Annotated in this window: 30 protein-coding genes and 2 pseudogenes; 21 read left to right on the forward strand and 11 right to left on the reverse strand. The window is 40.8% G+C overall.

Annotation, left to right across the window (positions count from 1 at the left end; translation table 11 throughout):
- The first annotated feature begins 23 nt into the window (after window positions 1-23).
- From ligA to D0463_RS16610, 8 genes are all read left to right on the forward strand, one after another.
- On the forward strand, window positions 24-2,030 hold the full coding sequence (gene ligA, locus D0463_RS16575) for an NAD-dependent DNA ligase LigA (RefSeq protein WP_117308487.1): 2,007 nt from the start codon (window positions 24-26) through the stop codon (window positions 2,028-2,030).
- A 14-nt stretch (window positions 2,031-2,044) separates the two neighbouring features.
- Entirely contained in the window at window positions 2,045-3,217 is a 1,173-nt protein-coding gene (locus tag D0463_RS16580; RefSeq protein WP_117308488.1) for a CamS family sex pheromone protein, read from the forward strand.
- Between the two features lie 163 nt (window positions 3,218-3,380).
- A complete protein-coding gene (gene pruA, locus D0463_RS16585; protein WP_117308489.1) occupies window positions 3,381-4,928 on the forward strand; it encodes an L-glutamate gamma-semialdehyde dehydrogenase in 1,548 nt (515 codons plus the stop codon).
- A gap of 541 nt (window positions 4,929-5,469) precedes the next feature.
- On the forward strand, window positions 5,470-5,760 hold the full coding sequence (gene gatC, locus D0463_RS16590) for an Asp-tRNA(Asn)/Glu-tRNA(Gln) amidotransferase subunit GatC (protein ID WP_117308490.1): 291 nt from the start codon (window positions 5,470-5,472) through the stop codon (window positions 5,758-5,760).
- 12 nt (window positions 5,761-5,772) lie between these two features.
- Complete coding sequence (gene gatA / locus D0463_RS16595) at window positions 5,773-7,230, forward strand: Asp-tRNA(Asn)/Glu-tRNA(Gln) amidotransferase subunit GatA (RefSeq protein WP_117308491.1); 1,458 nt, start codon at window positions 5,773-5,775, stop codon at window positions 7,228-7,230.
- Between the two features lie 13 nt (window positions 7,231-7,243).
- Window positions 7,244-8,674: an Asp-tRNA(Asn)/Glu-tRNA(Gln) amidotransferase subunit GatB gene (gatB, locus tag D0463_RS16600; RefSeq protein ID WP_117308492.1), complete on the forward strand. Its 1,431-nt coding sequence runs from the start codon at window positions 7,244-7,246 to the stop codon at window positions 8,672-8,674.
- Between the two features lie 77 nt (window positions 8,675-8,751).
- Window positions 8,752-9,219, forward strand: coding sequence for a GNAT family N-acetyltransferase (locus D0463_RS16605; RefSeq protein ID WP_117308493.1), 468 nt, complete (start codon window positions 8,752-8,754; stop codon window positions 9,217-9,219).
- A gap of 75 nt (window positions 9,220-9,294) precedes the next feature.
- Window positions 9,295-9,666, forward strand: a complete 372-nt coding sequence (locus D0463_RS16610; RefSeq protein WP_117308494.1) for a hypothetical protein — start codon at window positions 9,295-9,297, stop codon at window positions 9,664-9,666.
- A gap of 52 nt (window positions 9,667-9,718) precedes the next feature.
- Here D0463_RS16610 and D0463_RS19505 read toward each other — a convergent pair whose 3' ends face one another.
- Entirely contained in the window at window positions 9,719-9,859 is a 141-nt protein-coding gene (locus tag D0463_RS19505; RefSeq protein ID WP_160118462.1) for a hypothetical protein, read from the reverse strand.
- 566 nt (window positions 9,860-10,425) lie between these two features.
- Between D0463_RS19505 and D0463_RS20165 the strand changes: the two genes are divergently transcribed.
- From D0463_RS20165 to D0463_RS16625, 4 genes are all read left to right on the forward strand, one after another.
- A complete protein-coding gene (locus D0463_RS20165; protein ID WP_290369275.1) occupies window positions 10,426-10,554 on the forward strand; it encodes a hypothetical protein in 129 nt (42 codons plus the stop codon).
- Window positions 10,555-10,708: 154 nt separating this feature from the next.
- A complete protein-coding gene (locus D0463_RS16615) occupies window positions 10,709-10,933 on the forward strand; it encodes a spore coat protein (RefSeq protein ID WP_117308495.1) in 225 nt (74 codons plus the stop codon).
- Entirely contained in the window at window positions 10,930-11,298 is a 369-nt protein-coding gene (locus D0463_RS16620) for a spore coat protein (RefSeq protein WP_117308496.1), read from the forward strand. The genes D0463_RS16615 and D0463_RS16620 overlap by 4 nt, the downstream gene beginning before the upstream one ends.
- A gap of 18 nt (window positions 11,299-11,316) precedes the next feature.
- Window positions 11,317-12,453 carry a zinc-dependent alcohol dehydrogenase gene (locus tag D0463_RS16625; RefSeq protein ID WP_117308497.1) on the forward strand — a complete coding sequence of 379 codons (1,137 nt, stop codon included), beginning with the start codon at window positions 11,317-11,319 and terminating at the stop codon, window positions 12,451-12,453.
- 194 nt (window positions 12,454-12,647) lie between these two features.
- Here D0463_RS16625 and D0463_RS16630 read toward each other — a convergent pair whose 3' ends face one another.
- Window positions 12,648-12,962 carry a spore coat protein gene (locus tag D0463_RS16630; protein ID WP_117308498.1) on the reverse strand — a complete coding sequence of 105 codons (315 nt, stop codon included), beginning with the start codon at window positions 12,960-12,962 and terminating at the stop codon, window positions 12,648-12,650.
- Window positions 12,963-12,974: 12 nt separating this feature from the next.
- On the reverse strand, window positions 12,975-13,163 hold the full coding sequence (locus D0463_RS16635) for a hypothetical protein (RefSeq protein WP_117308499.1): 189 nt from the start codon (window positions 13,161-13,163) through the stop codon (window positions 12,975-12,977).
- Window positions 13,164-13,546: 383 nt separating this feature from the next.
- On the opposite strand from D0463_RS16635, the gene D0463_RS16640 reads away from it, so the two are divergent.
- The 8 genes and pseudogenes from D0463_RS16640 to D0463_RS16670 all read left to right on the forward strand — a co-directional run bounded on the left by D0463_RS16640 (window position 13,547) and on the right by D0463_RS16670 (window position 18,132).
- The gene (locus D0463_RS16640; protein WP_117308500.1) at window positions 13,547-14,143 is read left to right on the forward strand and encodes a hypothetical protein; all 597 of its coding nucleotides are present in this window, start codon (window positions 13,547-13,549) and stop codon (window positions 14,141-14,143) included.
- 76 nt (window positions 14,144-14,219) lie between these two features.
- Window positions 14,220-14,867, forward strand: coding sequence for a hypothetical protein (locus D0463_RS16645; RefSeq protein WP_133299583.1), 648 nt, complete (start codon window positions 14,220-14,222; stop codon window positions 14,865-14,867).
- A gap of 51 nt (window positions 14,868-14,918) precedes the next feature.
- Complete coding sequence (locus D0463_RS16650; protein WP_117308502.1) at window positions 14,919-15,527, forward strand: hypothetical protein; 609 nt, start codon at window positions 14,919-14,921, stop codon at window positions 15,525-15,527.
- A gap of 82 nt (window positions 15,528-15,609) precedes the next feature.
- The gene (locus tag D0463_RS16655) at window positions 15,610-15,888 is read left to right on the forward strand and encodes a hypothetical protein (RefSeq protein ID WP_117308503.1); all 279 of its coding nucleotides are present in this window, start codon (window positions 15,610-15,612) and stop codon (window positions 15,886-15,888) included.
- A gap of 305 nt (window positions 15,889-16,193) precedes the next feature.
- Complete coding sequence (locus D0463_RS16660) at window positions 16,194-16,517, forward strand: DinB family protein (protein WP_367946591.1); 324 nt, start codon at window positions 16,194-16,196, stop codon at window positions 16,515-16,517.
- 357 nt (window positions 16,518-16,874) lie between these two features.
- Window positions 16,875-17,275, forward strand: a pseudogene (locus tag D0463_RS16665) (VOC family protein).
- A gap of 39 nt (window positions 17,276-17,314) precedes the next feature.
- Window positions 17,315-17,470, forward strand: a complete 156-nt coding sequence (locus tag D0463_RS19510; RefSeq protein ID WP_160118463.1) for a hypothetical protein — start codon at window positions 17,315-17,317, stop codon at window positions 17,468-17,470.
- 239 nt (window positions 17,471-17,709) lie between these two features.
- Complete coding sequence (locus D0463_RS16670) at window positions 17,710-18,132, forward strand: DUF1801 domain-containing protein (protein ID WP_117308504.1); 423 nt, start codon at window positions 17,710-17,712, stop codon at window positions 18,130-18,132.
- A gap of 235 nt (window positions 18,133-18,367) precedes the next feature.
- Here the strand turns inward: D0463_RS16670 and D0463_RS16675 are convergent.
- The 7 genes and pseudogenes from D0463_RS16675 to cidR form a co-directional block, all read right to left on the reverse strand.
- Window positions 18,368-18,793: pseudogene (locus D0463_RS16675) on the reverse strand (transposase); the annotation flags it as partial.
- 406 nt (window positions 18,794-19,199) lie between these two features.
- Entirely contained in the window at window positions 19,200-19,562 is a 363-nt protein-coding gene (locus D0463_RS16680) for a cyclic-phosphate processing receiver domain-containing protein (RefSeq protein ID WP_117308505.1), read from the reverse strand.
- Between the two features lie 410 nt (window positions 19,563-19,972).
- Window positions 19,973-20,800, reverse strand: coding sequence for an STAS domain-containing protein (locus D0463_RS16685; protein WP_117308506.1), 828 nt, complete (start codon window positions 20,798-20,800; stop codon window positions 19,973-19,975).
- 558 nt (window positions 20,801-21,358) lie between these two features.
- The gene (locus D0463_RS16690) at window positions 21,359-22,177 is read right to left on the reverse strand and encodes an STAS domain-containing protein (protein WP_117308507.1); all 819 of its coding nucleotides are present in this window, start codon (window positions 22,175-22,177) and stop codon (window positions 21,359-21,361) included.
- Between the two features lie 201 nt (window positions 22,178-22,378).
- Window positions 22,379-22,750: a hypothetical protein gene (locus D0463_RS16695; RefSeq protein ID WP_117308508.1), complete on the reverse strand. Its 372-nt coding sequence runs from the start codon at window positions 22,748-22,750 to the stop codon at window positions 22,379-22,381.
- A 19-nt stretch (window positions 22,751-22,769) separates the two neighbouring features.
- The gene (locus D0463_RS16700; RefSeq protein WP_117308509.1) at window positions 22,770-23,288 is read right to left on the reverse strand and encodes an acyl-CoA thioesterase; all 519 of its coding nucleotides are present in this window, start codon (window positions 23,286-23,288) and stop codon (window positions 22,770-22,772) included.
- A gap of 227 nt (window positions 23,289-23,515) precedes the next feature.
- On the reverse strand, window positions 23,516-24,418 hold the full coding sequence (gene cidR, locus D0463_RS16705; protein ID WP_117308510.1) for a cidABC operon transcriptional activator CidR: 903 nt from the start codon (window positions 24,416-24,418) through the stop codon (window positions 23,516-23,518).
- Window positions 24,419-24,532: 114 nt separating this feature from the next.
- On the opposite strand from cidR, the gene D0463_RS19515 reads away from it, so the two are divergent.
- Window positions 24,533-24,691: a hypothetical protein gene (locus D0463_RS19515; RefSeq protein ID WP_160118464.1), complete on the forward strand. Its 159-nt coding sequence runs from the start codon at window positions 24,533-24,535 to the stop codon at window positions 24,689-24,691.
- 60 nt (window positions 24,692-24,751) lie between these two features.
- Here the strand turns inward: D0463_RS19515 and D0463_RS16710 are convergent, their stop codons facing one another.
- The gene (locus D0463_RS16710) at window positions 24,752-25,162 is read right to left on the reverse strand and encodes an SET domain-containing protein (RefSeq protein ID WP_117308512.1); all 411 of its coding nucleotides are present in this window, start codon (window positions 25,160-25,162) and stop codon (window positions 24,752-24,754) included.
- Between the last annotated feature and the right edge of the window lie 308 nt (window positions 25,163-25,470).

The raw sequence follows: 25,470 nt of genomic DNA on the forward strand, positions 1-25,470 counted from the left end.
CACTCAGGAAAGGAAAAGAAGCTATGGACGTTAACACAGCTGAAAAACATGTGAAAGATTTGCAAAATCTCTTAAATCAGTACAGCTATGAATATCACGTATTGGACAAACCGTCTATACCGGATGCTGAATATGATAAACTTTTGAGAGAACTGATTGAATATGAAGAACAATTTCCTGAGCTGCGTTCCCCTGATTCCCCTACACAGCGTGTCGGTGGAGCAATTTTGGAAATGTTTGAAAAAGTCGAACACTCAAGCCCGATGCTTAGTCTCGGCAATGCTTTTAATGAAGCGGATCTGCGGGATTTTGACCGAAAAGTCCGCCAGGCAGCCGGTGAGGAATTTTCCTATGTATGTGAATTGAAGATTGATGGGCTTGCTGTAACACTTTTGTATGAAGACGGCCTATTCGTTCGAGGTGCGACCCGCGGGGACGGAACCGTCGGGGAAGATATTACGGAAAACCTGAAAACGATCAAGTCGATTCCATTAAAAACGAAAGAACCGATTTCGATTGAAGTTCGGGGAGAAGCCTTTATGCCGAGACGATCGTTCGAGGCACTCAATAAGGCCAAGGAAGAGCGTGATGAGGAGCCGTTCGCGAATCCGCGGAATGCGGCAGCGGGTTCATTGCGCCAGCTCGATCCCAAACTGGCGGCAAAAAGAAATCTGGATATCTTCTTATATTCCATTGCGGAGATCGGTGAAACAGGTGTGAAATCCCACAGCGAAGGCTTGGATTTATTGGACCGCCTCGGCTTTAAGACAAATAAAGAACGAAAAAAATGCGCGAACATTGAGGAAGTGTTAGCATATGTGGAAGGATGGGTAGAAAAACGCCCGAACCTTCCGTATGATATAGATGGAATCGTCATTAAGGTCGATTCCCTTGAACAGCAACGGACGCTTGGAACAACGGCTAAAAGCCCGCGTTGGGCGATTGCTTATAAATTTCCAGCCGAAGAGGTTATCACGACACTCCGCAATATTGAATTAAGCGTAGGCCGTACAGGAGTTGTCACTCCGACCGCCATTTTGGAACCAGTAAGGGTTGCCGGCACGACCGTGCAGCGGGCCTCTTTGCACAATGAAGATTTGATCCGGGAAAAGGATATTAAGATCGGCGATCAGGTTGTCGTAAAAAAAGCGGGCGATATCATTCCCGAAGTTGTCAACGTCCTGGCTGACAGGAGGACTGGGCAGGAAGAAGAATTCAAAATGCCTACCCACTGTCCTGAATGCGAAAGCGAGCTCGTCCGACTGGAAGAAGAAGTGGCGCTTCGCTGTATCAACCCGAAATGTCCGGCACAGATTCGCGAAGGATTGATTCATTTTGTGTCCAGGACTGCGATGAACATTGACGGTCTTGGTGAAAAGGTAATCAGCCAATTATTCAGCGAACATTTAATCAAGGATGTTGCGGATATTTACAAACTAACGTATGAACAGCTGATCTCTTTGGAGCGGATGGGCGAGAAATCAGTAAATAACCTGTTACAGGCCATAGAGGCTTCGAAAGCCAATTCATTGGAAAGACTGCTATTCGGACTTGGAATCCGTCACGTAGGATCAAAGGCGGCGAAGACACTCGCCGGGGAGTTCGGTACAATAGAAGCATTAAGAAAAGCAACGCTTGAAGAATTAACGGCGGTTAATGAAATTGGTGAGAAAATGGCCGATTCTGTTGTGACATTTTTTGAAAGTAATGAGGTTCAAGAGCTGATCAAAGAGCTTGAAGCGGCTGGCGTAAATCTTGTTTACAAAGGGCCAAGACGGGTGGCGGCAGAACACTCGGATTCGTTCTTTGCCGAAAAAACAGTTGTCTTGACCGGAAAGCTGGAGCAGCTAACGCGCACTGAAGCACAGGAAAAGCTCGAAGCGCTTGGAGCGAATGTAGCGGGCAGCGTTTCTAAGAAAACCGATTTGGTCGTTGCAGGTGCTGATGCGGGCTCAAAGCTTGCGAAAGCACAGAATCTGGGCATAGAAGTATGGGATGAAGAGAGACTGATTCGAGAATTAACGAAATAAGAGGGTGTAAAACCATGAAAAAAATCTCCTTTATCGGACTCGCTGTTCTGCTTCTTCTCTCGGGGTGTGCCCCAAGATTTGAGAAGCAGGAGGAAGTAGTCCAGGATGCAGACACAGATAAATCAAAGGAGACTGCGATTATACCAAAGTATAATATTTCCGATAAATTTTACCGGGCTATTCTGCCATTTGAGCCGGCAAAAGCAAGGGGTCTGGTCGTCTCTAACTTAAATACGCGTTATGACATTGAAGAATTTGAGACAGGCCTGATGCGGGTTGCCCAGAAACAATTCGATCCTGATCAATATTTGTTCCAGGAAGGACAGAATCTGGGTAAGAAAACAGTAAACCTCTGGCTAAACCGAAAATTTACAGACGCTCAATTAAAGCAAGAGAATCTGGAGCCGGAGGATAATATTGGGCTGAATCCTTTGGATCCCGGCAAAGGCGATATTGATAAACGCAATGAAGCGAACCCGATTTATTTAGCGCACATCCTCGAGCACGATTATTTAGTTAAGAACAAAGATAATAAGGTGGCCCTTGGCGGTGTCGTGATCGGCCTTGCGCTTAATTCCATCAATTATTATCAAAAAGAGGAATTCGGAGCGACTTACAGCAATGAGATAAAAAACATTGAAGCAGAAGGAAGAAAAATAGCCCAGGAAGTACTAAAGAGATTACGGCAGATGGAAGGCTTGGAAGAAGTTCCGATCACCATCGCCTTGTTTAAACAAAATGAAAAATCTTCGGTCGTACCGGGCAATTTCATTTCCTATACGAATATCGATCAAGGAAGCAACCAAATCGGCAAATGGGAAAAAGTGAATGAAAAGTATTATATTTTTCCAGCAGATGATAAAACAAAGAATAAATTTCGCACAGATTCGAATGCCTTTGACGGCTTTAAGCAGGATGTGGAAAAATACTTTCCAAACTTCAACGGTGTGGTTGGACGAGCCTTTTATGCAGAAGACCAGCTGCAGGAGCTTGACATAAACATTCCTATTCAGTTTTATGGTCAATCGGAAGCAGTGAGCTTCACACAATATGTAACAGGGCTTGTTATGCAGCATTTTCCGGATTATGTTTCGGTGCAGGTATCGATTACTTCAGTAAATGGTCCTGAAGCATTAATTGTCCGTAAAGCAGATCAAGAGGAGCCATTCGTTCATATTTATAACTAATGATTGCCCGCCTCGTGCGGGCTTTTGCTTTGAAAAAACTATATAAACGAGTTCGCAATATTTAAAATTATTCTATTATTTATACTAGTTGTAACTCTTGGATTGCATCAGGTAGAATAGTAGGTGGGTGAAAAATGAAGCTATAATATTGGAGGGGAATTACTTGGTACAACCATACAAGCATGAACCGTTTACTGACTTCTCTCAGGAAACTAACAAAAATGATTATCTAACAGGTTTAAAGACAGTTAACACATATTTAGGGCAAGATTATGATTTAGTCATCGGCGGAGAACGGATTTCCACTGACGATAAAATCGTTTCTTTCAACCCTGCCAATAAAGAAGAAATCATCGGCCGCGTGTCTAAGGCAGACCGCGAGCTGGCTGAAAAAGCAATGAAAGCAGCAGACGAAGCATTTAACACTTGGAAGAAGGTTAAATCGGAAGTACGGGCTGATGTCCTGTTCAAGGCTGCAGCCATCATCCGCCGCCGCAAGCATGAGTTCTCTGCACTGCTAACAAAAGAAGCAGGCAAGCCATGGAATGAAGCGGATGCAGATACAGCAGAAGCGATTGACTTCCTCGAGTTCTACGCTCGCCAAATGCTGAAATTAAAAGACGGAATTCCTGTTCAAAGCAGACCGAATGAATATAACCGTTATGATTATATTCCGCTAGGTGTCGGGATTATCATTTCCCCATGGAACTTCCCGTTTGCAATCATGGCTGGTACGACAGTGGCTGCGATCGTAACAGGAAACACCGTTTTGTTAAAACCGGCTTCGACTACTCCTGTAGTTGCGGCTAAGTTTGTCGAAGTCATGGAAGAAGCAGGACTTCCAAAAGGAGTTCTTAATTTTGTACCGGGAAGTGGCGCAGAGGTTGGGGACTATTTAGTTGATCATCCGCGTACACGCTTTGTATCGTTCACAGGTTCCCGTGAGGTCGGTACTCGCATTTTTGAACGCGCATCAAAAGTAAATGAAGGCCAAATTTGGCTGAAGCGCGTCATCGCGGAAATGGGCGGCAAGGACACAATGGTTGTTGATAAAGAAGCGGATCTTGAATTGGCAGCTCAATCCATTGTAAAATCAGCATTCGGATTCTCCGGTCAGAAATGTTCTGCATGTTCACGCGCGGTTATCGTGGAAGACGTGTATGATCAAGTATTGAACCGTGCTGTTGAGTTAACGAAGGAATTGTCAATCGGAAACCCTGAAGATCAATCTAATTTCATGGGGCCGGTTATCGACCAGAATGCATATAAGAAAATCATGGAGTATATTGAAATTGGAAAAACAGAAGGTAAGCTAATGGCAGGCGGAGAAGGCGATGATTCAACTGGATTCTTCGTGAAGCCGACGATTATTGCCGATCTTGATCCGAAAGCCCGCTTAATGCAAGAAGAGATCTTCGGCCCTGTTGTTGGGTTTGCTAAAGCAACAGACTTCGATCATGCTTTAGAAATTGCCAATAACACGGAATATGGCTTAACCGGTGCGGTCATTACCAGCAACCGTGAGAACATGGAAAAAGCGCGCGAAGACTTCCATGTCGGAAATCTATACTTCAACCGCGGCTGCACAGGCGCGATTGTCGGTTACCAGCCGTTCGGCGGATTCAATATGTCCGGAACTGACTCAAAAGCAGGCGGACCGGACTACCTAGTCCTTCATATGCAAGGAAAAACCACTTCAGAGATGTACTAAGAAATACAGGCCTTCCCGCTAGTGTGGGGAGGTTTTTTGAATCTAATATGGCTCGGGGAATTTGATTTAAGTGAAGATATGGACCACTTAAGCGAAAAGGCGGATCATTCAAGCGAAAGTTGGTGTAACTTACGCGAAAAGTTAGTCCATTTACGCGAAAAACTCCCTTCATTTAAGCGAAAGTCATTTTCCCATCCTGACACAGGGTAACACCCTTAATAAGAAAGTGGTTGTCGATAGGTGCATATCACCGTCTATTTATAAGGTCTTTGGCTAATTTAATTGCGGAACCGACTTCTTTCAATATTTCCCGGACAATATTTGCGGTATTTCTATTTAAAGAATAATTTATCTGCTACTTTCTGTCATTTTAACAGAACCAATTGCACAACTACTAGATCAAAAACAGCTGGCTGTTGCTTTACTGCTGAAAAGTTTGTTATGATTTATTTAATTGCTTTCGGGCAAATCCCGAAATATAGTTAACTACAAATGACGGCTTAGCGAAAGCCGGTTTTTTAATTTATTGGAGGTGGAGAGCGTGTCGCGTATTTCAATGGATCAAGTAAAACATGTGGCTCATTTGGCACGGCTTGGGATTACTGAGCAAGAAGCTGAAAAGTTTACAAAACAACTCGATCAAATCATTTCTTTCGCGGAGCAGCTTAATGAGCTTGATACGGAAAATGTGGAGCCGACTTCTCATGTTTTAGACATAAAAAATGTCATGAGAGAAGATGTTGCAAAGCAAGGGCTGCCTGTTGAAGAAGTATTGAAAAATGCTCCGGACAGCAAGGATGGACAAATCCGTGTTCCGTCGATTTTGGATTAAGGAGGGGAAATCATGTCATTGTTTGAACATAAAGTTTCAAAGCTTCATGAGCTTTTACATAAGAAAGAAATCTCAGTAACCGATCTCGTCAGTGAATCATACAAACAGATCGGCCAGGTGGAAGACAAGGTGAAATCCTTTCTGACACTTAATGAAGAAAATGCCAGAACCCATGCACAAGAGCTTGACGACAGGCTCGTAAAAGGAGAACACACAAGTATCCTAGCGGGCATGCCGATTGGAGTAAAGGATAACATCGTTACGAAAAATCTTCGGACAACCTCTGGCAGTAAAATTCTCGAAAACTTTGATCCTATTTATGATGCGACCGTTGTCGAAAAGCTGCAGCAAGCAGAAACGGTTACAATCGGTAAATTGAATATGGATGAGTTTGCGATGGGTTCATCGAATGAAAACTCGGCTTATCAAGTTACCCGTAATCCGTGGAATCTGGAATACGTTCCAGGAGGATCTTCAGGTGGTTCCGCTGCCTCTGTGGCTGCTGGTGAAGTATTGTTTTCCCTCGGATCCGATACAGGAGGTTCCATCCGCCAGCCAGCAGCATATTGCGGTGTGGTCGGTTTGAAGCCAACATACGGCCGTGTGTCCCGATTCGGATTGATTGCATTTGCGTCGTCCCTTGACCAAATCGGCCCTATCACAAACACGGTTGAGGACAATGCTTACCTGCTCGAAGCCATTTCTGGTGTGGATCATATGGATTCTACTTCCGCTAATGTAGATGTTCCAAATTTCGTGAATTCCTTAACAGGGGATATTAAAGGTCTAAAAATCGCTGTTCCTAAAGAATATTTAGGTGAGGGTGTAAATGAAGAAGCGAAAAACTCGGTTCTTGAAGCGTTAAAGGTGCTCGAAAAGCTTGGCGCAACTTGGGAAGAAGTCTCGCTGCCGCACTCTAAATATGCGCTGGCTACCTACTATCTGCTTTCTTCCTCAGAGGCGTCGGCAAACCTTTCCCGGTTCGATGGCGTCCGTTACGGCTATCGCACCGACAATGCAGCCAATTTGATCGAAATGTACAAGCAAACCCGTGCGGAAGGCTTTGGCGATGAAGTAAAACGTCGGATCATGCTAGGTACCTTCTCGCTAAGCTCTGGATACTATGATGCTTATTATAAAAAAGCGCAAAAAGCCCGTACGTTGATTAAAAAAGACTTTGATGACGTGTTCCAGAAATATGATGTCATCATCGGACCGACAACACCAACTCCGGCATTTAAAATAGGTGAAAAAACAAGCGACCCGTTAACGATGTACGCAAACGATATTTTGACGATTCCGGTGAACCTTGCCGGGGTCCCGGCGATTTCCGTGCCATGCGGCTTCGCAAATGGCCTTCCGCTTGGGTTGCAGATAATCGGCAAGCACTTTGATGAAAGCACAATTTACCGCACGGCTCATGCGTTTGAGCAGGCGACTGATTTCCATAAACAAAGACCACAGCTGTAAGGGGTGAAAAATGATGAGCTATGAAACGGTAATTGGCCTTGAAGTACACGTAGAATTAAAAACAGACTCGAAAATTTTCTCGGCGAGCCCGAACCATTTCGGAGCGGCACCGAATACGAATACGACTGTAGTCGACCTCGGCTATCCGGGTGTGCTGCCGGTACTAAACAAAAAGGTGGTTGATTTCGCGATGAAGGCTTCGATGGCATTGAACTGCGAAATTGCGACCGAAACGAAATTCGACCGAAAAAACTATTTTTATCCGGACAATCCAAAGGCGTATCAAATTTCCCAATTCGACAAACCGATTGGTGAGAATGGCTGGATTGAAATAGAAGTCGACGGAAAGAAAAAGAAAATCGGCATTACGCGCATCCACATGGAAGAAGATGCAGGTAAGCTAACACATACAGGGGACGGCTATTCTCTATGTGATTATAACCGCCAGGGAACACCGCTTGTTGAGATCGTTTCCGAGCCTGACATTACATCTCCGGAAGAGGCGTATGCTTATTTGGAGAAATTGAAATCAATCATCCAGTATACCGGAGTTTCTGATTGTAAAATGGAAGAAGGCTCCTTAAGATGTGACGCGAATATCTCGCTTCGCCCGGTTGGCCAAAAGGAATTTGGCACGAAGACAGAGTTAAAGAACCTAAACTCCTTCAACTTTGTCCGCAAAGGCCTTGAGTTTGAAGAAAAACGCCAGGAAGAAGTATTGAGCTCCGGGGGCGTAATTGAACAGGAAACGCGACGTTTTGATGAGGCGACCGGGAAAACAATCTTGATGCGTGTTAAAGAAGGATCGGATGATTATCGCTACTTCCCTGAGCCCGACCTATTGGATCTGTACATTGATGAAGATTGGAAAGCGCGTATTCGTGCGGAAATCCCGGAGCTTCCGGACGAGCGAAAGAAGCGTTATATGGAAGAGCTCGGCCTGTCTTCGTATGATGCAGCTGTTTTAACGGTTACGAAGGAAACGGCTGACTTCTTTGAAGCAGCTGTCGCTAAGGGTGCGGATGCAAAACAGGCGTCCAACTGGATCATGGGTGAGCTTTCTGCCTATTTGAATGCGGAAGGAAAAGAACTGCATGACGTGGCCCTAACGCCGGAGTCGCTTGCCGGGATGATCAAGCTGATCGAAAATGGCACGATTTCATCAAAAATTGCTAAGCAAGTCTTTAAGGAATTGATTGAAAACGGTGGGGATGCCGAGACGGTCGTCAAGGAAAAGGGCCTTGTCCAGATTTCGGACGAAGGTGCATTAAAGAAAATTGTCGACGAAGCATTGGATAACAATCCGCAATCTATTGATGATTTTAAAAATGGAAAACAAAAAGCGATCGGCTTCCTGGTCGGCCAGATTATGAAAGCAACAAAAGGACAGGCGAATCCGCAGCTCGTCAATAAAATTCTTCTAGAGGAAATACAGAAGCGATAAGCAAAGGGCCGTATCACTTTATGTGGTGCGGCTTTTAAATTTCAGCTGAATCTGTGAGATAAAAGGGGGAGAAGACTATGATCAAGCTGGCAGATGAAGAAGATATTCATACCGTTCATCAATTGATGCTCGAAGCCTTTGAAGAATATCGAAATCTTGATGTTCCTTCCAGCGCCCTGAACGAAACGGTATCTTCTATCGTTCAGTCGATCAAGAGCGGTTCAGAGCAAGCCATTGTTTGTATGGTCGACGATGTTCCCGTTGGATCCGCCAGATTTAAATTGGATGACCATTCCCTTTATTTCTCCCGTGTCTCGGTATCGCCACAGGCAAGGGGAAAAGGGGTGGCGAAATCCATGCTGGTCTGGCTTGAAACGTTTGCTAAGGAAAATAACAAGACGGAAATGGTTTGTAAAGTCCGAATGTCCCTGCCAAGGAACATGAGCCTTTATCAATCACTCGGTTATGGATTGACGAAGGAAGAAATCCACGCTAATCCTGATGGTTTTCCGGTTAAAACGGCAACGATGAAAAAACGGATATAGAGTGGGCCATTCCCATTTGTTTATCTTCCTTACTTAGGGGAATAATAACCATATATACTTTGGGAGGGACTAAAAATGGCAAAATCAAAAAATAGTTTGTTAGGGCTTGCAGTTCTGGGAACCGCAGCATATTTATTTCGAAATAAGGAATCTCGTAACAAAGTAGTGAATAAGCTTCAATCGGTCGTCACACCGGAAACGCGCGACAAGGTAATGAATAAGCTTCAATCCGTAGTCACACCTGAAACGCGTGAAAAGATTAAGGACCAGGTTCGAACTTTTACAGGAGGCAACGGCTCTCAAGGCACACAAACACCACAAAGCAAGGATGAAGCGGAACCGAACAGCCAGGCATTGACCACAGCTGAAACGATGAATCAGCAGACAGAGAAATTCCTGGAACCGGAGGAAAAGAAGGAAGTTACAGAATTAAACGTAACGAAATGAAAAATGATATAAAGCTAATTGTAAGTAAAAAGGAAAGGAAGTCCAAAAGTTGTTACTTATTGGACTTCCTCTCCTTTTTTTGATTTTCTTTATTATCTTTCTGTATTTGATTGTCCTCCGGATTATCACCCATTACTTCATAAGAATCTTGGTTATTCGTCTTGTCATGAGCTTTCTCATTTTTCTCTTTCATTTTTTAGCACTCCTTTGTGGTTTAAAGTGATATTCTCCCCTTTTATGTACTATATAACCTATAACGAGAGGATTAAACAAGGAAAGCTCCTTTAGTTAGATTAATGGTTAATGTATAATATTGGTATATACTGAGGGGGTCTTATGCAATGGTTGGTGAGTTTATTTATGGTCTTTTTAGTATTATTCCTATTTTATTCTATCTATTCGTATTGCTTTAAGTATCTATCTAGTTGTTCGAACGATTCGATTCATGAATGAAAAAACAAAACTGGATCAACAAAGAAAATGAGAAATTGGATACTCTGATTAAGGTTATTCAAGATAACAAGGATGATCAATAATTAGTACTGTAAAACAGAAATGTGTTATTTCTTAAACAAAGGATATGCTTTCCCTTATAATTCCTCACATCATTAGATTCGCCAACACACACATTATGTTTAGGGGAAAACAGTCCCTATGTGTCTAAATAGTCCGGCACATGATGTTCGAACAATTCGTTAAATACCCTTCTTTTTACCATATAACGATCATGTGGATCCCATCCAAACGGAGGTGGTCATTATGCCAAATGGAAATGGTACTCACGGATATGCGAATGTTGAAAATTTTGATTCAAGAAGAGAAGTGAAGGAGCGGCCAAGCAAGGCTGAATTCAAACAGAAAGCGACTTTGAAAAGAAACAACAAATAATCTATAAAGTTTAGTCAATTAGCCTCAACAGGAAATCCTGTTGGGGTTTTTCGTGTATGCTCTTAATTCACTTCAGGCCTAGGGCTTTCTACATGTATAGTTCTTGTTTCGTTGAGGGAAAATACATCTGATTACGGACCACGGAGGTGATTAAATGGAAAATAAAAGCTTGGGGTATCATGAAACAATGGAATTACATGAGATGCTTAATTTTAAAACGACATGTGTAGTCAAATCCAAGATGATGTCGGGGGTCGTATTCGATCAGGATCTTAAGGCATTAATGGAAAAAGACGTTCAACAATCGCTACAAGCACTACAAGATCTGCAAAATCTATATAAAATCCCAAACCCGGTAAACGGAGGTGAACTGCATTGATTAATGATTACTTAGAAGTCGAAAACGCAGAAGGCATGCCCGAGATGGCTGATTCCGCATTAGCATTGGAATTTTTATTAAGCATAAAAAGCGGTGTTCGGAATGCAGCCTATGCGATCACGGAGTCAAGAACGCCAGAGGTCAGGAACGCGTTCCGCAATCAGATGGAACAGGGGCTTCAGTTGCACGAAGAGGTAAGCAATTTCATGATGGAAAAGGGATGGCTGCATCCTTACAATGTGGAAGACCAATACCAGATCGATATGAAATCAGTAGAAGCAGTGACAATGATCGGGAATTTGAAATTATTCCCTGGCGACACTTCCAGAATGGGTATGATGGCGCAAATCGATTCAGATGAATAATAGGAGGGAGGCTGGATAATGAAAGCAGTAACGTTTCAAGGGATAAAGGATGTACGAGTCAAAGAGGTAAAGGATCCGACAATCGAAAAAAAGGACGATATCATTGTTAAAATAACTCATTCTGCCATTTGCGGTTCCGACCTGCATTTGATTCACGGGATGGTTCCCAACTTCCCTGAAGATTATATTATCGGACACGAACCAATGGGTATCGTAGAAGAAGTAGGCCCTGATGTAACGAAAGTGAAAAAAGGCGACCGCGTTGTTATCCCATTTAATGTGGCTTGTGGGCAGTGCTTCTTTTGCCAAAACCACTTGGAAAGCCAATGCGATAACTCGAATGAGAATGGAGAAATGGGTGCATATTTCGGTTATTCCGATACAATGGGAGGATATCCGGGCGGTCAGGCCGAATTTTTGCGTGTACCTTATGGGAACTTTACTCCCTTCAAAATTCCAGAAAATAGCGAAGTGCCTGATGAAAGCCTAACGCTTCTTGCCGATGCAGCTTCAACGGCTTATTGGTCTGTGGATAATGCCGGAGTAAAGGACGGAGATACCGTTATCGTGTTCGGTTGTGGACCTGTGGGATTGCTTGCCCAGAAGTTTGCCTGGCTGAAAGGGGCAAAACGGGTTATAGCGGTTGACTATATCGATTATCGCCTGCAGCATGCGAAAAAGCACAATAATGTGGAAACCGTAAACTTTGAACAGCACGAACATACCGGGGAGTATTTGAAAGAGCTAACCAAAGGCGGCGCTGATGTTGTGATAGAAGCTGTCGGCATGGACGGGAAAATGACCCCGATGGAATATGTGGGAACCGGACTAAAGCTGCAAGGCGGTTCACTTAGTCCATTAGTAATGGCTACACAAGCTGTCCGCAAAGGCGGCACGATACAAGTTACCGGTGCTTATGGAGGCAGATATAACGCTTTCCCTCTTGGGGATATTTTTCAAAGAAATGTGAACCTTAGGACAGGACAAGCACCGGTTATCCACTATATGCCTTTCCTACATGATTTGTTTAATGAAGGAAAAGTAAATCCTAGTGATATTGTTACACACGTTCTTCCGCTTGCTGAAGCGGAAAAAGGCTATGAATACTTCGATACGAGAACAGATGACTGCATAAAAGTAATCCTAAAGCCGTAAATGGCATAAAAAAATGGAAATCAGATGATTTCCATTTTTTTATGGGCTAGTGTTGGCTTATTTAAGCTCGAATCGTAAGGGAGAATGCGAGCTTTCTATTGGCCCCTTGCGATTCGAGCTACCTTTCAGCTGAGCTGAAGGCGTTTAAAACTAAAGTTTTAACGAATAAGCCAACAAAATTCATAGCCATTCTCTTATTGTTGTTGCTGTTGTTGTTGAGGTATGTTTAATGCTGTCTGTGCGGTTGTGACATCGACGTTAATTTGTTCATTCATATTGTATGGGTGATAGAATCCTTTAGCGACCATGTAATCAACAACCTGTTCATGAAAATTAATTGCGTTGTTTAAGTGTTCAGTGAGCACAGCTCTAAGTTCTGGAGTAGCCGTTTCAGTGACAGCGAAAGAATGCATCTTCACACCAGACTTTGCCCCATTCAATAAATCGGTTGCTATCACCTGATCGGTGATGTTGCCCATACCCGTAATGTTTTGAATAAATTCATTCATGAAAATGACCTCCTACTTTAACAAATTAACTAATTGTTCCGCTTCTAGTCTTGATTGTTGGACATCCATTGAAAGAAGATTTTTTAGTTCTGAATCTTGCGCCAGTCCCGCCATGGTTGAAGATTTTGCGATGCAATTGCTTTTAAACGTCAAGATTTCATGCGCTTCAAGCTTTTCGTGAAGTCCCAATTGATTTTCCATTCTATGCCTCCTTAGATAAGTTTTTTCATTCTGTGATGAAGAATGGAGTGTACCCTAACTAGGCTATTCTTCATGTTTATTATGAGCAAAATTAAAGGAGTTATTACACGGGATTTCATAATACCCACTAGGAATAGATGTAGATAAGAGGACCAGGTAATCTATGTCAGATAGAAAAATGGATAGATACCCGATACTTAGGGGTTATAACTTATAAAGAATTTCCCTTAAGGAGTGACTTTTTAGCAAATTTAGGTTTATGGCTTGCTTTTTCTATTGAAGTGATAGTGGATTTTACATATAACCCCTGTTTTTCACATATATTGGTAGTATAATAAGAATAAAAGTTTTTTTCAGTACTTGCTTGTTAAGGGGGAGAATCATTGGGTTTTAGAACGATGCTTTTTGGCTTTATTTTTATTCTGTTTGATATAAATCTGGAACAATTCGATATCTTGTCTGATGTAATTGGGTACATTTTATTGTTTATAGGTGCAGCTACTATTAAAAACAAAATGGATAATACATATTTTTCTCTTGTCAGGAAATGCAGTCAGATACTCATTATTCTTTCAGCTTCGGAAGTATTGATAAGACATTTTGATCTGTTAAATCATGGGATGTTTATTTTTGAAAGTACAGTTGGGATGCTTTTTGGCTTTGTTTATATCTTGGGATTTGCCTCCCTGTTAACCTACTGCGTCTATAATCTTTGCATGGGGATTGAAAAAGAAGCAGTGGCTATTGGAGAGAAAGAGTTAGCTTTTAAGGCGAAAAAGGTGTTTAAGGCTTTCATTATTTATCAAGGTATTTTTTTATTTTTCTTATTATTGGTGGAGGTACTAGGAGAATTTATTAAAGTAGGCATAATGGCCATGTTTATCGTGCTACTGGTATCAGCGATTTATATTTGTTTCCAAGTGATATCGTTATTGAACCAATCGGAAAATGTTTTTCATTCAATAGTAGATAATAGTTAGAGCGGAGGAGTAGATACGGAAAATTTGAACCGGTTGGAGAGTGGGTGGATACATGATTACGAACAGGAATTATTTAATGGGGGGCATTATTTTATTTATCGTTTCGTTCATTCTGGATTTTTCTTTTCCTAATAAGAGCCCCTATGGCGAAACAATCTTTAAATCGGTTGGCCTGCCAGTATACTCTGACCCTGAATCCCAAGAGGGTATTCTTTTTGTTGGGGTAACAAGTATTATACTATTTTTTGTTAGTTTGTATTTAATCAACATTGCTTTAAAAAAATATAATAGCAGAATAGTGTTAATACTATTTATTTTTGGTATAGCTGGCTCTCCTTTACTGATTTATACGTATCAAAACACTCTTGGGAATGGAATTTACGCGATTGAATACGAAGAGGAATTTAGCAGGTGTGAATATAATATCAGTAAGGATGGAAACAAATTAAATAGCAAGTGTTACATTCCTTTGGCAAACTACAGTTCAAAGGAAACTCAGTTTACATTAAAATTTAAAACCTCTGTGATTGATGACCCATATGATATTAATCGATTAATGAATAGAAATGGCCCGTATAAATTGAATCTGTACGGGGATGAAAAGAAAATCATTGAAATAGAAACAGCTATAGATGTAACCAACATCAAGAAATATCCTGAATCGGGCGAGGCTTATGGTATGGGGATTGTTCTTTTCGAGAATGATAGAAAAAGAGAACTGTGAAGCTGAAATTCACAGGAATTATCTGCTGCTTTTATAAAGGGGAAATGCGATTTGAAAAAAAGACTTGCTATATTACTCCTCATGGGAGTATTAGCAATAAGCGGATGCGAATTGACAATAAATAATGAGCCGGTAAGTATAAAGAAGAAGGACGACACCGTATCGCCATATGAATTAACCGATAAAGAATCAGAGTTGATTAACTTGACTTCGGCGAGTCAAGGAGATTTATTGGTCTATAAGATTGAACTAGCTGACAAGCGCGATTTCGAAACAAAAATCGATTATTATCAAAATGGAAAGCTATCAAACACATTGATGGCAATGACAAATGAAATACAGAAGGGAAACTCTCTTATGTCTTTTGAAATAAGACAGTTTTCAGATAAGGAACCAACCTGGCATGAGTTTTTTATAGCTGGTGAGTTTGGATTTGCTTCAGCCCGGGAAGAAAGCGCATCACCTACAGTAGCATCCTCCAACGTTTCCATTAGCGAAAAAAAGAAACTGCCGCATAACAAATTTATAGCAATAGGCGCGTTTATAAAAGACACAAAAGACGGACAGATAAGTGCTGCGTCTATGGATGCTAAGGAAGCTTTCAACGACTTAATTAAGGAAAACGAGAACGTGTATGTCTTTTCATGCAAGATAAAATAAGTCCATCTGGCTTTTATAATAACTATATAATATTTGACTAATTTTATTGGGCGACAGTCAAAAAATAGAAAAGAGGTGGGTTATGTATAAGGTAATTGCTATTATTATCTTAATATTTGTAATCATCAAATTGGCTCAACTATATATAAACAGAAACTGGAAACTGTTACACACCACATTTGGACATGAGAACTATTATAAAGCTGTTGCAAAACTGAAAAGTGCAGGCGTGAAATACAAAACCAAAACTCCGTTGAATGTAAACAATAGGGAGCGGTTAAACGATAACACACAATACGATATCTATGTAAAAAAAGAAGAAGAGCATCTTGCCCAGAGAGCAATGAATCAATCTGATTAAGATCCGCAGTGATCAGGAAGAATGATTAATCCAAAAGCCTTTTCCAAAATAAAGACTTTCAGGTAAAAGCGCAAGAACTACTTGGTTTCGTAGAGTAGGATTTCTGGCGCTTTGTCTAGTAATACATGTTGATAATTGCCGGTCGTTGTATCTTTAGTAAAAGAAGGTAATAGATTGATTGTTGAAGAATTTTGGGGTAGAACTATTCGCACCTAATTCGTAAAGCTCAATATAGCAATCGATAAGAACGTATTCATATACTGCGTGCTAGCATGGAATCACTATATATAAAAGGAGAGAAAGGTATGACTGAACTGGTGTTTAAGCAATTTGAGCTCGCAAGAGGTTGGTGTATTGAAGTGGCAGAATCAGTCCCGGAGAAAATAGTGAATGTACAGCCGGCTGGTTTCAACAATACAATTCAATGGCATATCGGCTATATATTAACGGTTACTGAGTACTTTATGTTCGGCATTTCACCAAAAAAGAGCAATTTTCCGGCAAACTTTACCGGATTATTTGGTCCTGGTACCAAACCCGCTGACTGGAAAGGGGATGTACCTTCCGCAAACGAGCTTATCACACACCTGAAAGGATCAGTTGGTCCGTCTTCAACAAATTCCAGCTGAACGCTTACATGCACTGCTGGAAAAGCCTTTATTTGGATTTGAGACTTATGGGGAATGTGCCGGATTTGCGTTGTTGCATGAAGCACTCCATATAGGAAAAATGGAAGAGATGAAGCGCGTCATCGAATATCAATTGCCGTCTAGCGGGAAGTAAAGATTAAATTCTCTTTTTCAAATGGTTGACTTTTATTTTTATACTAAATATATTTAACGATATGGCTGAGCTTATTAAATAACGATCAAATAATTTTACTTTAACTATTTTATCGCTGTTCAGAAACGGTATTTTTATCAGATTAATTTTTCATTGTTTGGTTTAAAAATGAAGAGAATTAAAATGGAGGAAGCTGTATCCAAATGCAAAAAGTACACACGTTCCTAATCTTCGAGGGCAAGGCTGAAGAAGCAATGAATTTCTATACCTCTCTATTTGACCAATCAGAAATAACGAGTATTACCCGTTATGGGGCCAATGAAGCTGGTAACGAGGGTAGCTGTTACATGCTGCATTTTCGCTAAAGGGACAAGAGATTATGTGTATAGACAGCAGCATTAAGCATGAATTTACATTCACTCCTGCTATATCGCTGTATGTAACATGTGATACGGAGGAAGAAATTGATGAAGCTTTTGAGAAGTTATCCGAAGATGGAGGAGTTCTCATGCCGTTAGCTGCTTATCCATTTAGTGAAAAGTTCGGTTGGGTTGCCGATAAATATGGAGTCACTTGGCAATTGAACCTCGCGAGTAAAAAGTAATTACAATCAAGACATTACCTTGAAGCAGGCGGTGACATTATGAACGAATATAAAGTAGTTGTAAAGAATGGAAATGCGACTATCCTGGAGGAATTAATAACAGCTGAGGATGAAAGAGATGTTCTAGGTAATCTTCTTCTAAGAAGCGAATTATTTAATCAAACATTTACGGATATCAGGATATTGGAACGCTGAATTAAAGAGTAAAACCATAGCTGGATTCTGTTGCTGGTGAGGGCATTCGTTTAGTGATTTAGTATTCCAGCCTCCCTTGGGAACAAACGGTTTCAAGAGGGAGAAATTTTGGGGAGTAAGCCATGTTCATCAGCCATTATGTCTGTTGATTTCCTGAAATTAATCATGCTGCTGATATTTTGGCGCCCGGTTGTGGGTACGGACGAAATAGCCATTTTCTAAAAGGAGAGAATCTATTTATGTATGAACTAAAAACAAAAGAAACCGAAAACAGTGTCATTGAGTTTATTGAAAATGTCGAAAGCGCTAAAAAACGTGAAGACGCATATAAATTATTAGATATTTTTACTGAAACGACAGGCTACAAAGCGAAAATGTGGGGACCGAGTATCATTGGATTTGGTTCATACCATTATAAATATGAATCGGGTCATGAAGGCGATGCGGCGATGGTTGGCTTTTCACCTCGAAAAGCCAAAATCAGTTTGTATTTTGCCACGGGTGATAAAAAAAGAGAGGAATTGTTACAGGACTTTGGAAAGCATACCACTGGAAAAGCGTGTGTCTACATCAATAAAGTAGCGGACATTGATGTTGATGTTTTAAAAGCGTTAATTAACCAATCTGTAGCGTTTTTGAAAGAAATGTATCCGAATAATTAAAATGTTTAAAGCGATTAGTTGAACAAAGATTAAAACAGGGCAACTCTGATAGAGTTGTCCTCAGATTGTCGACAAAAGGGGTTCGGAATGGTCTCATTCCGAACCCCTTTTTAGTGATTATTCTATTTTTGCTTATTTTGAGTGTGAATGGACCTCACTTAGCCTTATTTATTAGGCCATTTCTGGACCGTGCCATGTCCAGTTTGCCATCTTCTTCAAATTCATGACAGCGAAAGTAAGCATCGCCTGCCGCAACCGCTTTGGGTTTTCCGACCTTCCCGATTACTTGTTCAACCAACGGCTCAAAGATATGGCTGTCATGCGTATTGCCGGGTGTCACAATCGTTCCCAGGACAAATCCATTGCGGTCGGAGGCCGCATGAAAGGAGTAAGCAAACTGTTTTGTCCGCTCGTCCTTGACGTAATAGCCACTCTCCGGATCGGTTGTGCTCTCCTTGATTTCCTTTGATTCTTCCTTGTCGAACTTATCAGGAGGAAAAGGTCTTTTTCCGTGATCTTCCCGATCTTGATTGATTTCCTCTTGGAGCTTCCCCTGATAGGCACGTGTTTCCTTACAGACCACTTTCTTGGCAAACTTATGCTTATTCGCACTTGCCTTTACGTGTGTTGAATCAATGAAAAGGTGCTCGGCACTGATCAGCTTCTTGTCGGCTGCCGTCTTAAAAGCCTGTTGATTGGAGTGGAGGCGCGAAGACTCCTGCGGGAGCAGCGGGACAGGTGAGACCCCGCAGGAGCATGCGACGAGGAGGCTCACCGCCCGCCCCTAAGGTGCGCGAAGCGCCTGGAACGGAAATCAACAGACCCCATTAACAGGCCAAATAAAAAAATAACCGCAGGCAAACTCGATTTTATCCAGTTTGTCTACAGTCTGAGGGCAACTCTGATAGAGTGTCCTTTGAAGTCATTTTAACTACTGTCTCTATTATGATTAAAGGAAAATCAAGGGTTTCATTTGAGACTAAGTCGCTTACTCTTGTTTTAATCCCTACTAATAGATTTAAATGAAAGTGAATGCCGTGGGTAAAATGTCAAAGAGATGAGTTTATTTATAAATAATGTTGCAGAACATGTGACGGGAAGAAATGGAGGGGTAGTGGTCTTAAAGCTACAATAGTGGAATGGGACATTATAGAATCGCGTTGTGCCTGTTTTAAACTATTGTACATCGCTTTACCGCCAACTGAATTGGCAGAATGAATAGTTATGCGGTTAGCAAATAATTTTTCTTTAATCATTATTTGTACAAGCATCAAACCATTCCTACTTCTATTTAATAAATCGTGGTCCAAAGAGAGATGTTCAATATTAAAATTTCGCAATAGCTCTATACACTCGTCAATAGTCTCGACTAACACATAGCCACTAGGTGCTTTCCGATAGTCATCCAGGAAAACGTTAATATTCTCCAATAATCATACTCCTTCCTTTATGCAGAGAGTTACTAGGAAAAGTCGAATATGCCCTAGATAATTTGATTTCATATATCAAGTTTAACACAATTCTTATCATAATGGGTGGTATGTTAACCATAATGCAACTACAAAAACCTAAACCGTGCATAACAGAAGGAATGAATACTTAGCAGGCAGTGATTAGTGTTAGATGGTTAATTACACTAACATATAGAAATAGCACCACTTATAAGGAGTATAACTTCTATTTGACAAACCTTAACTTGCTATCAAGGCATTTGAGATATTCTGAGCATAATATTTCTAACCCTTTAATAAAAATCCACTGCCTTGATCAGGCAGTGGATTGTGCATTTCTCTGTTTTTAACTTACTATCAAAGAATTGTTCGAATAGTACCTGTTTTTTTCACAGTGCGGTTTTCCTATACGCATGCAAGGCTTGCTTCAGGGTGGCATAGGTTTTAATGTTGTTAAAATCAATCCCAAGACTGACCATAGTTTGGGCAATTTCCGGACGAATGCCCGTGATGACAGCTTCCACTCCAAGAAGACGCAAAGAATCAATGACTTGGAAAAGCTGTTGGGCAACCATCGTATCAATGATCGGCACACCTGAGAGGTCCAGAATGAAATAGGAGACATTTAACTTGGTGCTTTGTTTTAACGATTCTTCCATCAGGAATTTTGCCCGGTCGGTATCAATCGTCCCGATAATGGGCAGAACCGCGATTTCATCTTCAAGCGGGACCACGGGCACCGATAGCTCATTGAGAGCCGCCCTGGCCGTTTCCATTAACCGATTGTGATGATTCACAAACGCTTCACTAAAGCTTTGAGCCGCCTGATCAATGATCCGGTGCAGTTTCGTAAGTGACTCACTGTACTCGTCAAACGACGCCTGTTGTACCTTAGCCTCCTGAGTGATCACGCCAGCCATCACTTCACGGTAAATCGGCAATTCATCCAAAGCCACATCAATGGTCATTCCCAAATTGGAACAGTATTCCCCTGTTTGTTCTCCCCAGACAGAAATTTTCTGCAAGGCTACTTCTAGCGGATCGGTCAATAGTTCCTGGTACATATCAATCAATTTTACTCTTTCTTCCAATAACGCCGTGGAAATGGGTACCTGTTGTTCCGGATGCTTATTGTTCTGAATATCAGTAATTTTTTCGGCTAGCTCGTATTTTTGTTCCGTTACCTTTTTTGCTACTTCTTCCATATTCCAGCTCATAAAATCACCTTTCAAAATACAATCGCTACTAGGTTTAATTCATATCAATAATAAACTTCCCTACTTTGCCTGACAACTTGCAAGCCTTATCCAATGTTTGCCGATATTCTGAATGTAGCACAAAAATGCATCATAATTCACAAACCGTCTTTCCTAATGGCTAAGTGGTTTTTGGTAAACAACACTGTTTTAAAGCTAACGGGACAGGTTAGCTAAAAAAGCAAAGAGGGCATACAACAGATTTTATATATTAAAAACACATGAAGGTTAATGAAGGGAAGGGGGATAAACAATGAAAAAGAATAACGTGGGTATAGATAATGTGATGTAAATGGGTTGAACCTTCTTATATATAAAAGGGTTTATATTTAGGGAAGGTAGCTTGCAGCGGTATGGAAGAACTGAGCGTATTGGCCTATTAATAAATGACGAAACCGCATGCCTTTATCAGGTACGCGGTTTTTTATAAGAAAATTCGTTTTTTCGTCCTTTATTCCTGTGCTGGTAATAAGCTTTGGATTCAGCGCGACATAATTGCGAGTTTACAAGCTATTAGGTCTAAACCAAGTAATCTTCCAATGCCTGTTGCAGGGTGGCTTTTGTTTCCGCTTTCCCTTCAAACGTTAACCCAATCCTGGTGATTTTTCGTACAATTTCAGGACGCAGCCCCGTAATCACACACTCGCATCCCATCATATTCGTCCCGTCGATGATCTTCATCAAATGCTCGATAACTTCTGTCTCCATTTGGGCGATGCCAGAGAGATCCATTACCAAGGTTTCAATTCGCAATTTTCCAATTTCCATCAATACTTTCTCTTCGATTCTGTTCGACCTGTACATTTCCATTTTTCCGATTAAAGGCAGCACGCACACTTTTGGGGTAATGGGAATGATCGGGACGGAAAGATCTTCAACTAAAGCCTGTTGTGCATAAATCAACTCATCCTTATAATTAGAATAACTCAGGAAAAAACCATTTAAGAACTGGTCGATACGATCGTTCACTTGTTTTTCAAGGTTAAAAAAATCCTCATGAGACGCATTTTCTTCTCTCTCTTCTTCAAATTGTTGTAGATATTTCCACAACGTCCTGCGGATAGATTGAACCCACTCAAGCTTAAAAGATAAGGTCAAACTATGGCTTGCCCACGATACGCCTTCTTCATTAGAGAATTTTTCCAATTCCGTTTCTTTTCCGGAAAGTACATACATGACCAGCTTATGGGCGTTGTTTAAGAGGTCAATGTTTCCGACTAACAAAATGTCATTAATCTTATCACGTACATTGACGGCTTCATTTAACAATTCATCTTGAAATTCATGACTATTATGGGAAAAGTAATCCACATAATCTTTTTCCAGGGCTAGCCCCATATCTTTCACTCCTATTCACATAATTAACTGGGAATATTTACTCTTTCATTCTATCAATTGTTTCACATCTTGACTATTGATAAAGAGTGTTTTTACAATGGATTTCTGCCGTATAAATAAGACGGCGAATTATAAAAAAAGCTGTCCGATGAGGACAGCCTTTCACGCGTTGTGGGGTGTTGTTAGTTAGAATGTTCTTTGTTACTGAATAATGGAAGCTCCTGTTAATGATTCAGGAGACATCCCAATCGCTAACAGGCTGATTTTGGCATAGCCCACATTTCTGAAATCGGTGAACACTTCTTTCAATACTTGGCAATGCATATCATCTTTTACCTTTTGCAATTCCTTTTTATACAAGCGTAAAACAGATCCTTGTACAAAATTAGGGGTATGATTGCCTGGATTCTCATCTATAATTAAACAGCCCATATATTGATACTTAAATTGCAAAGCGCGAGTTAGATTAATCACTTCAACAAGCTTTTCAAAAAGGGCAGGATAAGAATTCTTTAACTTCTCCAAAGCTTCTTTCGTCTCTCGTAACTCATCTTGGCTTGATAAAGTTATCATGAATGTTGCCTCCTATTATTTATTCATCCCATGGTTTTTTAACAGTAATATAAGCAGCTAATTCTTTACTTTTCTGTCTTCTGAATTTACGCATCTCCGCTCTTTCCTTGCCGGTATTATAAAGAAATATTTCTTCTTCTGTTTCTGGTACGATGCCTGGTACGTCAACCGGTCGTTTATCCTTACCCAGGGCTACAAAAGTCAAAAATGCAGTAGCGGCGATTCTGCGTTCGCCGGTTAAAATATCTTCGGCGATCACTTTACAGAATATTTCCATCGAGGTTGTTCCTGTATATGTTACAAAGGATTCGACACAGACGGAATCAGTTTGATGAATGGGACATAAAAAATCGATCGAATCCGTGGAAGCAGTTACGCATTCTTTTACTCTGGAATGTCTGCGTGCAGATAAAGTCGCGGCGTCATCCAGCTTTTTCATTAACACTCCGCCAAAAAGGGTATTATAGTTGTTTAAATCCGTTAATAATACTTGAGCAGTATTAATAATACGGCTTTCTTTAGCTTTTTTTGGTTCCATATGAGGTGGCTCCCTTTCATGTCAAAATCCGAGATGCATGGCCCCAAAAAGGTTATTTGGTGCCTGTCACAAGTGTACGCCCCTATTTTTGGATAGTAAAATGGTTAAATTTTATCTCTACTATAGATAAAATCTATGTAAATGCTTACATGTATAACCTAATTGCATAGGGAAATTTCGGCACAAAAAAGACGATTCTTTAAAATCAGAATCGCCAGGGTATTTGTTTATGAAAATGAATAAAAACCAGGCTTTAAAAGCCGTTCTTTTGTGAATTGAAGCCATTCTTTTGCAGCATAGGACAAATATTGATCTTTTCCCCATATAAGCGCCAGGTTCCAGCTAATTGAAGGGTTCACTACTCTAACTGGCTTTACATCTTTCGTTAAATGGGAGCAAATGCTTTCTGGCAAAAGAGATACACCTAGTTTCGAGGCAACCATTTCTTCAATAAACGACCACTGTGAACTTTCGGAGATAATGTGCGGGTTGAATCCAGCCTGATTACATGAGGCGATAATCCGATCGTATAAAACAAAGTCCTTATTAAACATGATAAAGGATTCATTGGCCAAATCTGCTAAGTTTATTTCCTCATTTTCAGCTAATGGGTGTGATGGATGAAGGATGAGCAATAAATCTTCTTCCATGAATGAGAAATGCTGAAAGATATCGTTGTTAGTAGGGAGGACAACTACCCCTACATCCAGAAGATTGTTAGCCACATCCTCTTCTATTTTCTTTGATCCATCTTCGACCAATTGGAATGTGATGCCCGGATGCAATTCATGAAAGGAACCAACTATTTTTAGAAATAAGTGAGCATCAAATATAGGTGGCAATCCAATGCGAATATGCCCTTTTTCCAGCCCACGCAGGTTATCCAATTCCGATTCCAAATTGTTAAATGCTTGATTAATCAGTTTTGCCTGCTCCAAAATGATTCGGCCTGCATCTGTTAGGGTCAATTTCTTCCGGGACCGCTCAAAAAGAAGAACTCCCAGTTCGGTCTCCAAGTTTTTAATCATTTTACTGATCGTTGGTTGGGTGATATACAAATGATCAGCCGCACGTGAAAAACTATTAAATTTTGTCACCTCAATAAAATATTGTAAATGTTTGATATCCATTGTCTTGCACCTGCTTTATGGAGAAATTTAATGTCAAACCTTAAAGAACCGGGCATTGGTTAATACCGTAATTGTGGCTTTTATATAGAACTAAAGGATTGGAAGAAATGAGATTTGAGCATAAAAAAACCCCTTGGCATGATATTAAATGTCCTGAGCTTGCCGGCAAAAGGACTAATCAAAACCAGGAGGCTGTTAAAAAATAATACAGTCATTGGATCGGCCGTAGTTACAAAAGAGTTTCCTGCTAAGTGGGTAACCGATGCAAGGTGATACTACAAATAACTAAACGATGAAAAAATGAAATCTAAGAATACAATGCTTAAGAAAATATCATTTTTCGGATTCGTCCTTGCCATCTCCATCCTCATCTTTATTGAACCATAGTGGCTCTTTGTCATCAACGTCACCATTATAGTTGATTAGGATTTCTTCTCCTGCTTTTATATCTGTGTATGCATAGAATTCAAATGTATGGTTCTCAAATTTAATATCATATGTGGCATTAGGCTCATAGGAATGGTTAAAAAGACTGCCATACCCTAACACGATTGCAGAGTGATTTATTCCATACTCAAACACATAATCATCCAGTACCGTGTGCTCAATTAACATATGTTCCCTATTTGGATAAGGAATAACTGGTGCGACATGAAAAAGCGTACCTTTTGCTATATCAACTGTCGCAAACACGCCTCTATTAAATTCCCCATCGCTGAGTGGGGATGTCTTTACTTCGATAATGTTAATCACCTTCGAGTTCTTTTCTTTAATGTTCTTACCTTCATAATCTTGACGGTTTATTGTGTAGAAAGCAACTGTTTTAATGTAAAAAAGCTTCAAAAGAAGTTGGGTCTGTATGTTTTAGTGGGCACTAATAGGAAAAAATTATAAAATCTTCTTTTTTTCGGTTCTTCACCAAAAGAAGTGGTTTAAGCTTTTGATTATCCGTTGATTTCCGCTCCAGGCCCTCGCTTTACGCGGACAGTCCGGGCCTCCTCGGCAAAGGGCACGCCTCCGGGACTTACACAGGATGTGTTGGCGTCGACGTA

Source organism: Bacillus sp. V59.32b (genome assembly GCF_003429085.1).
GTDB lineage: Bacteria > Bacillota > Bacilli > Bacillales > DSM-1321 > Peribacillus.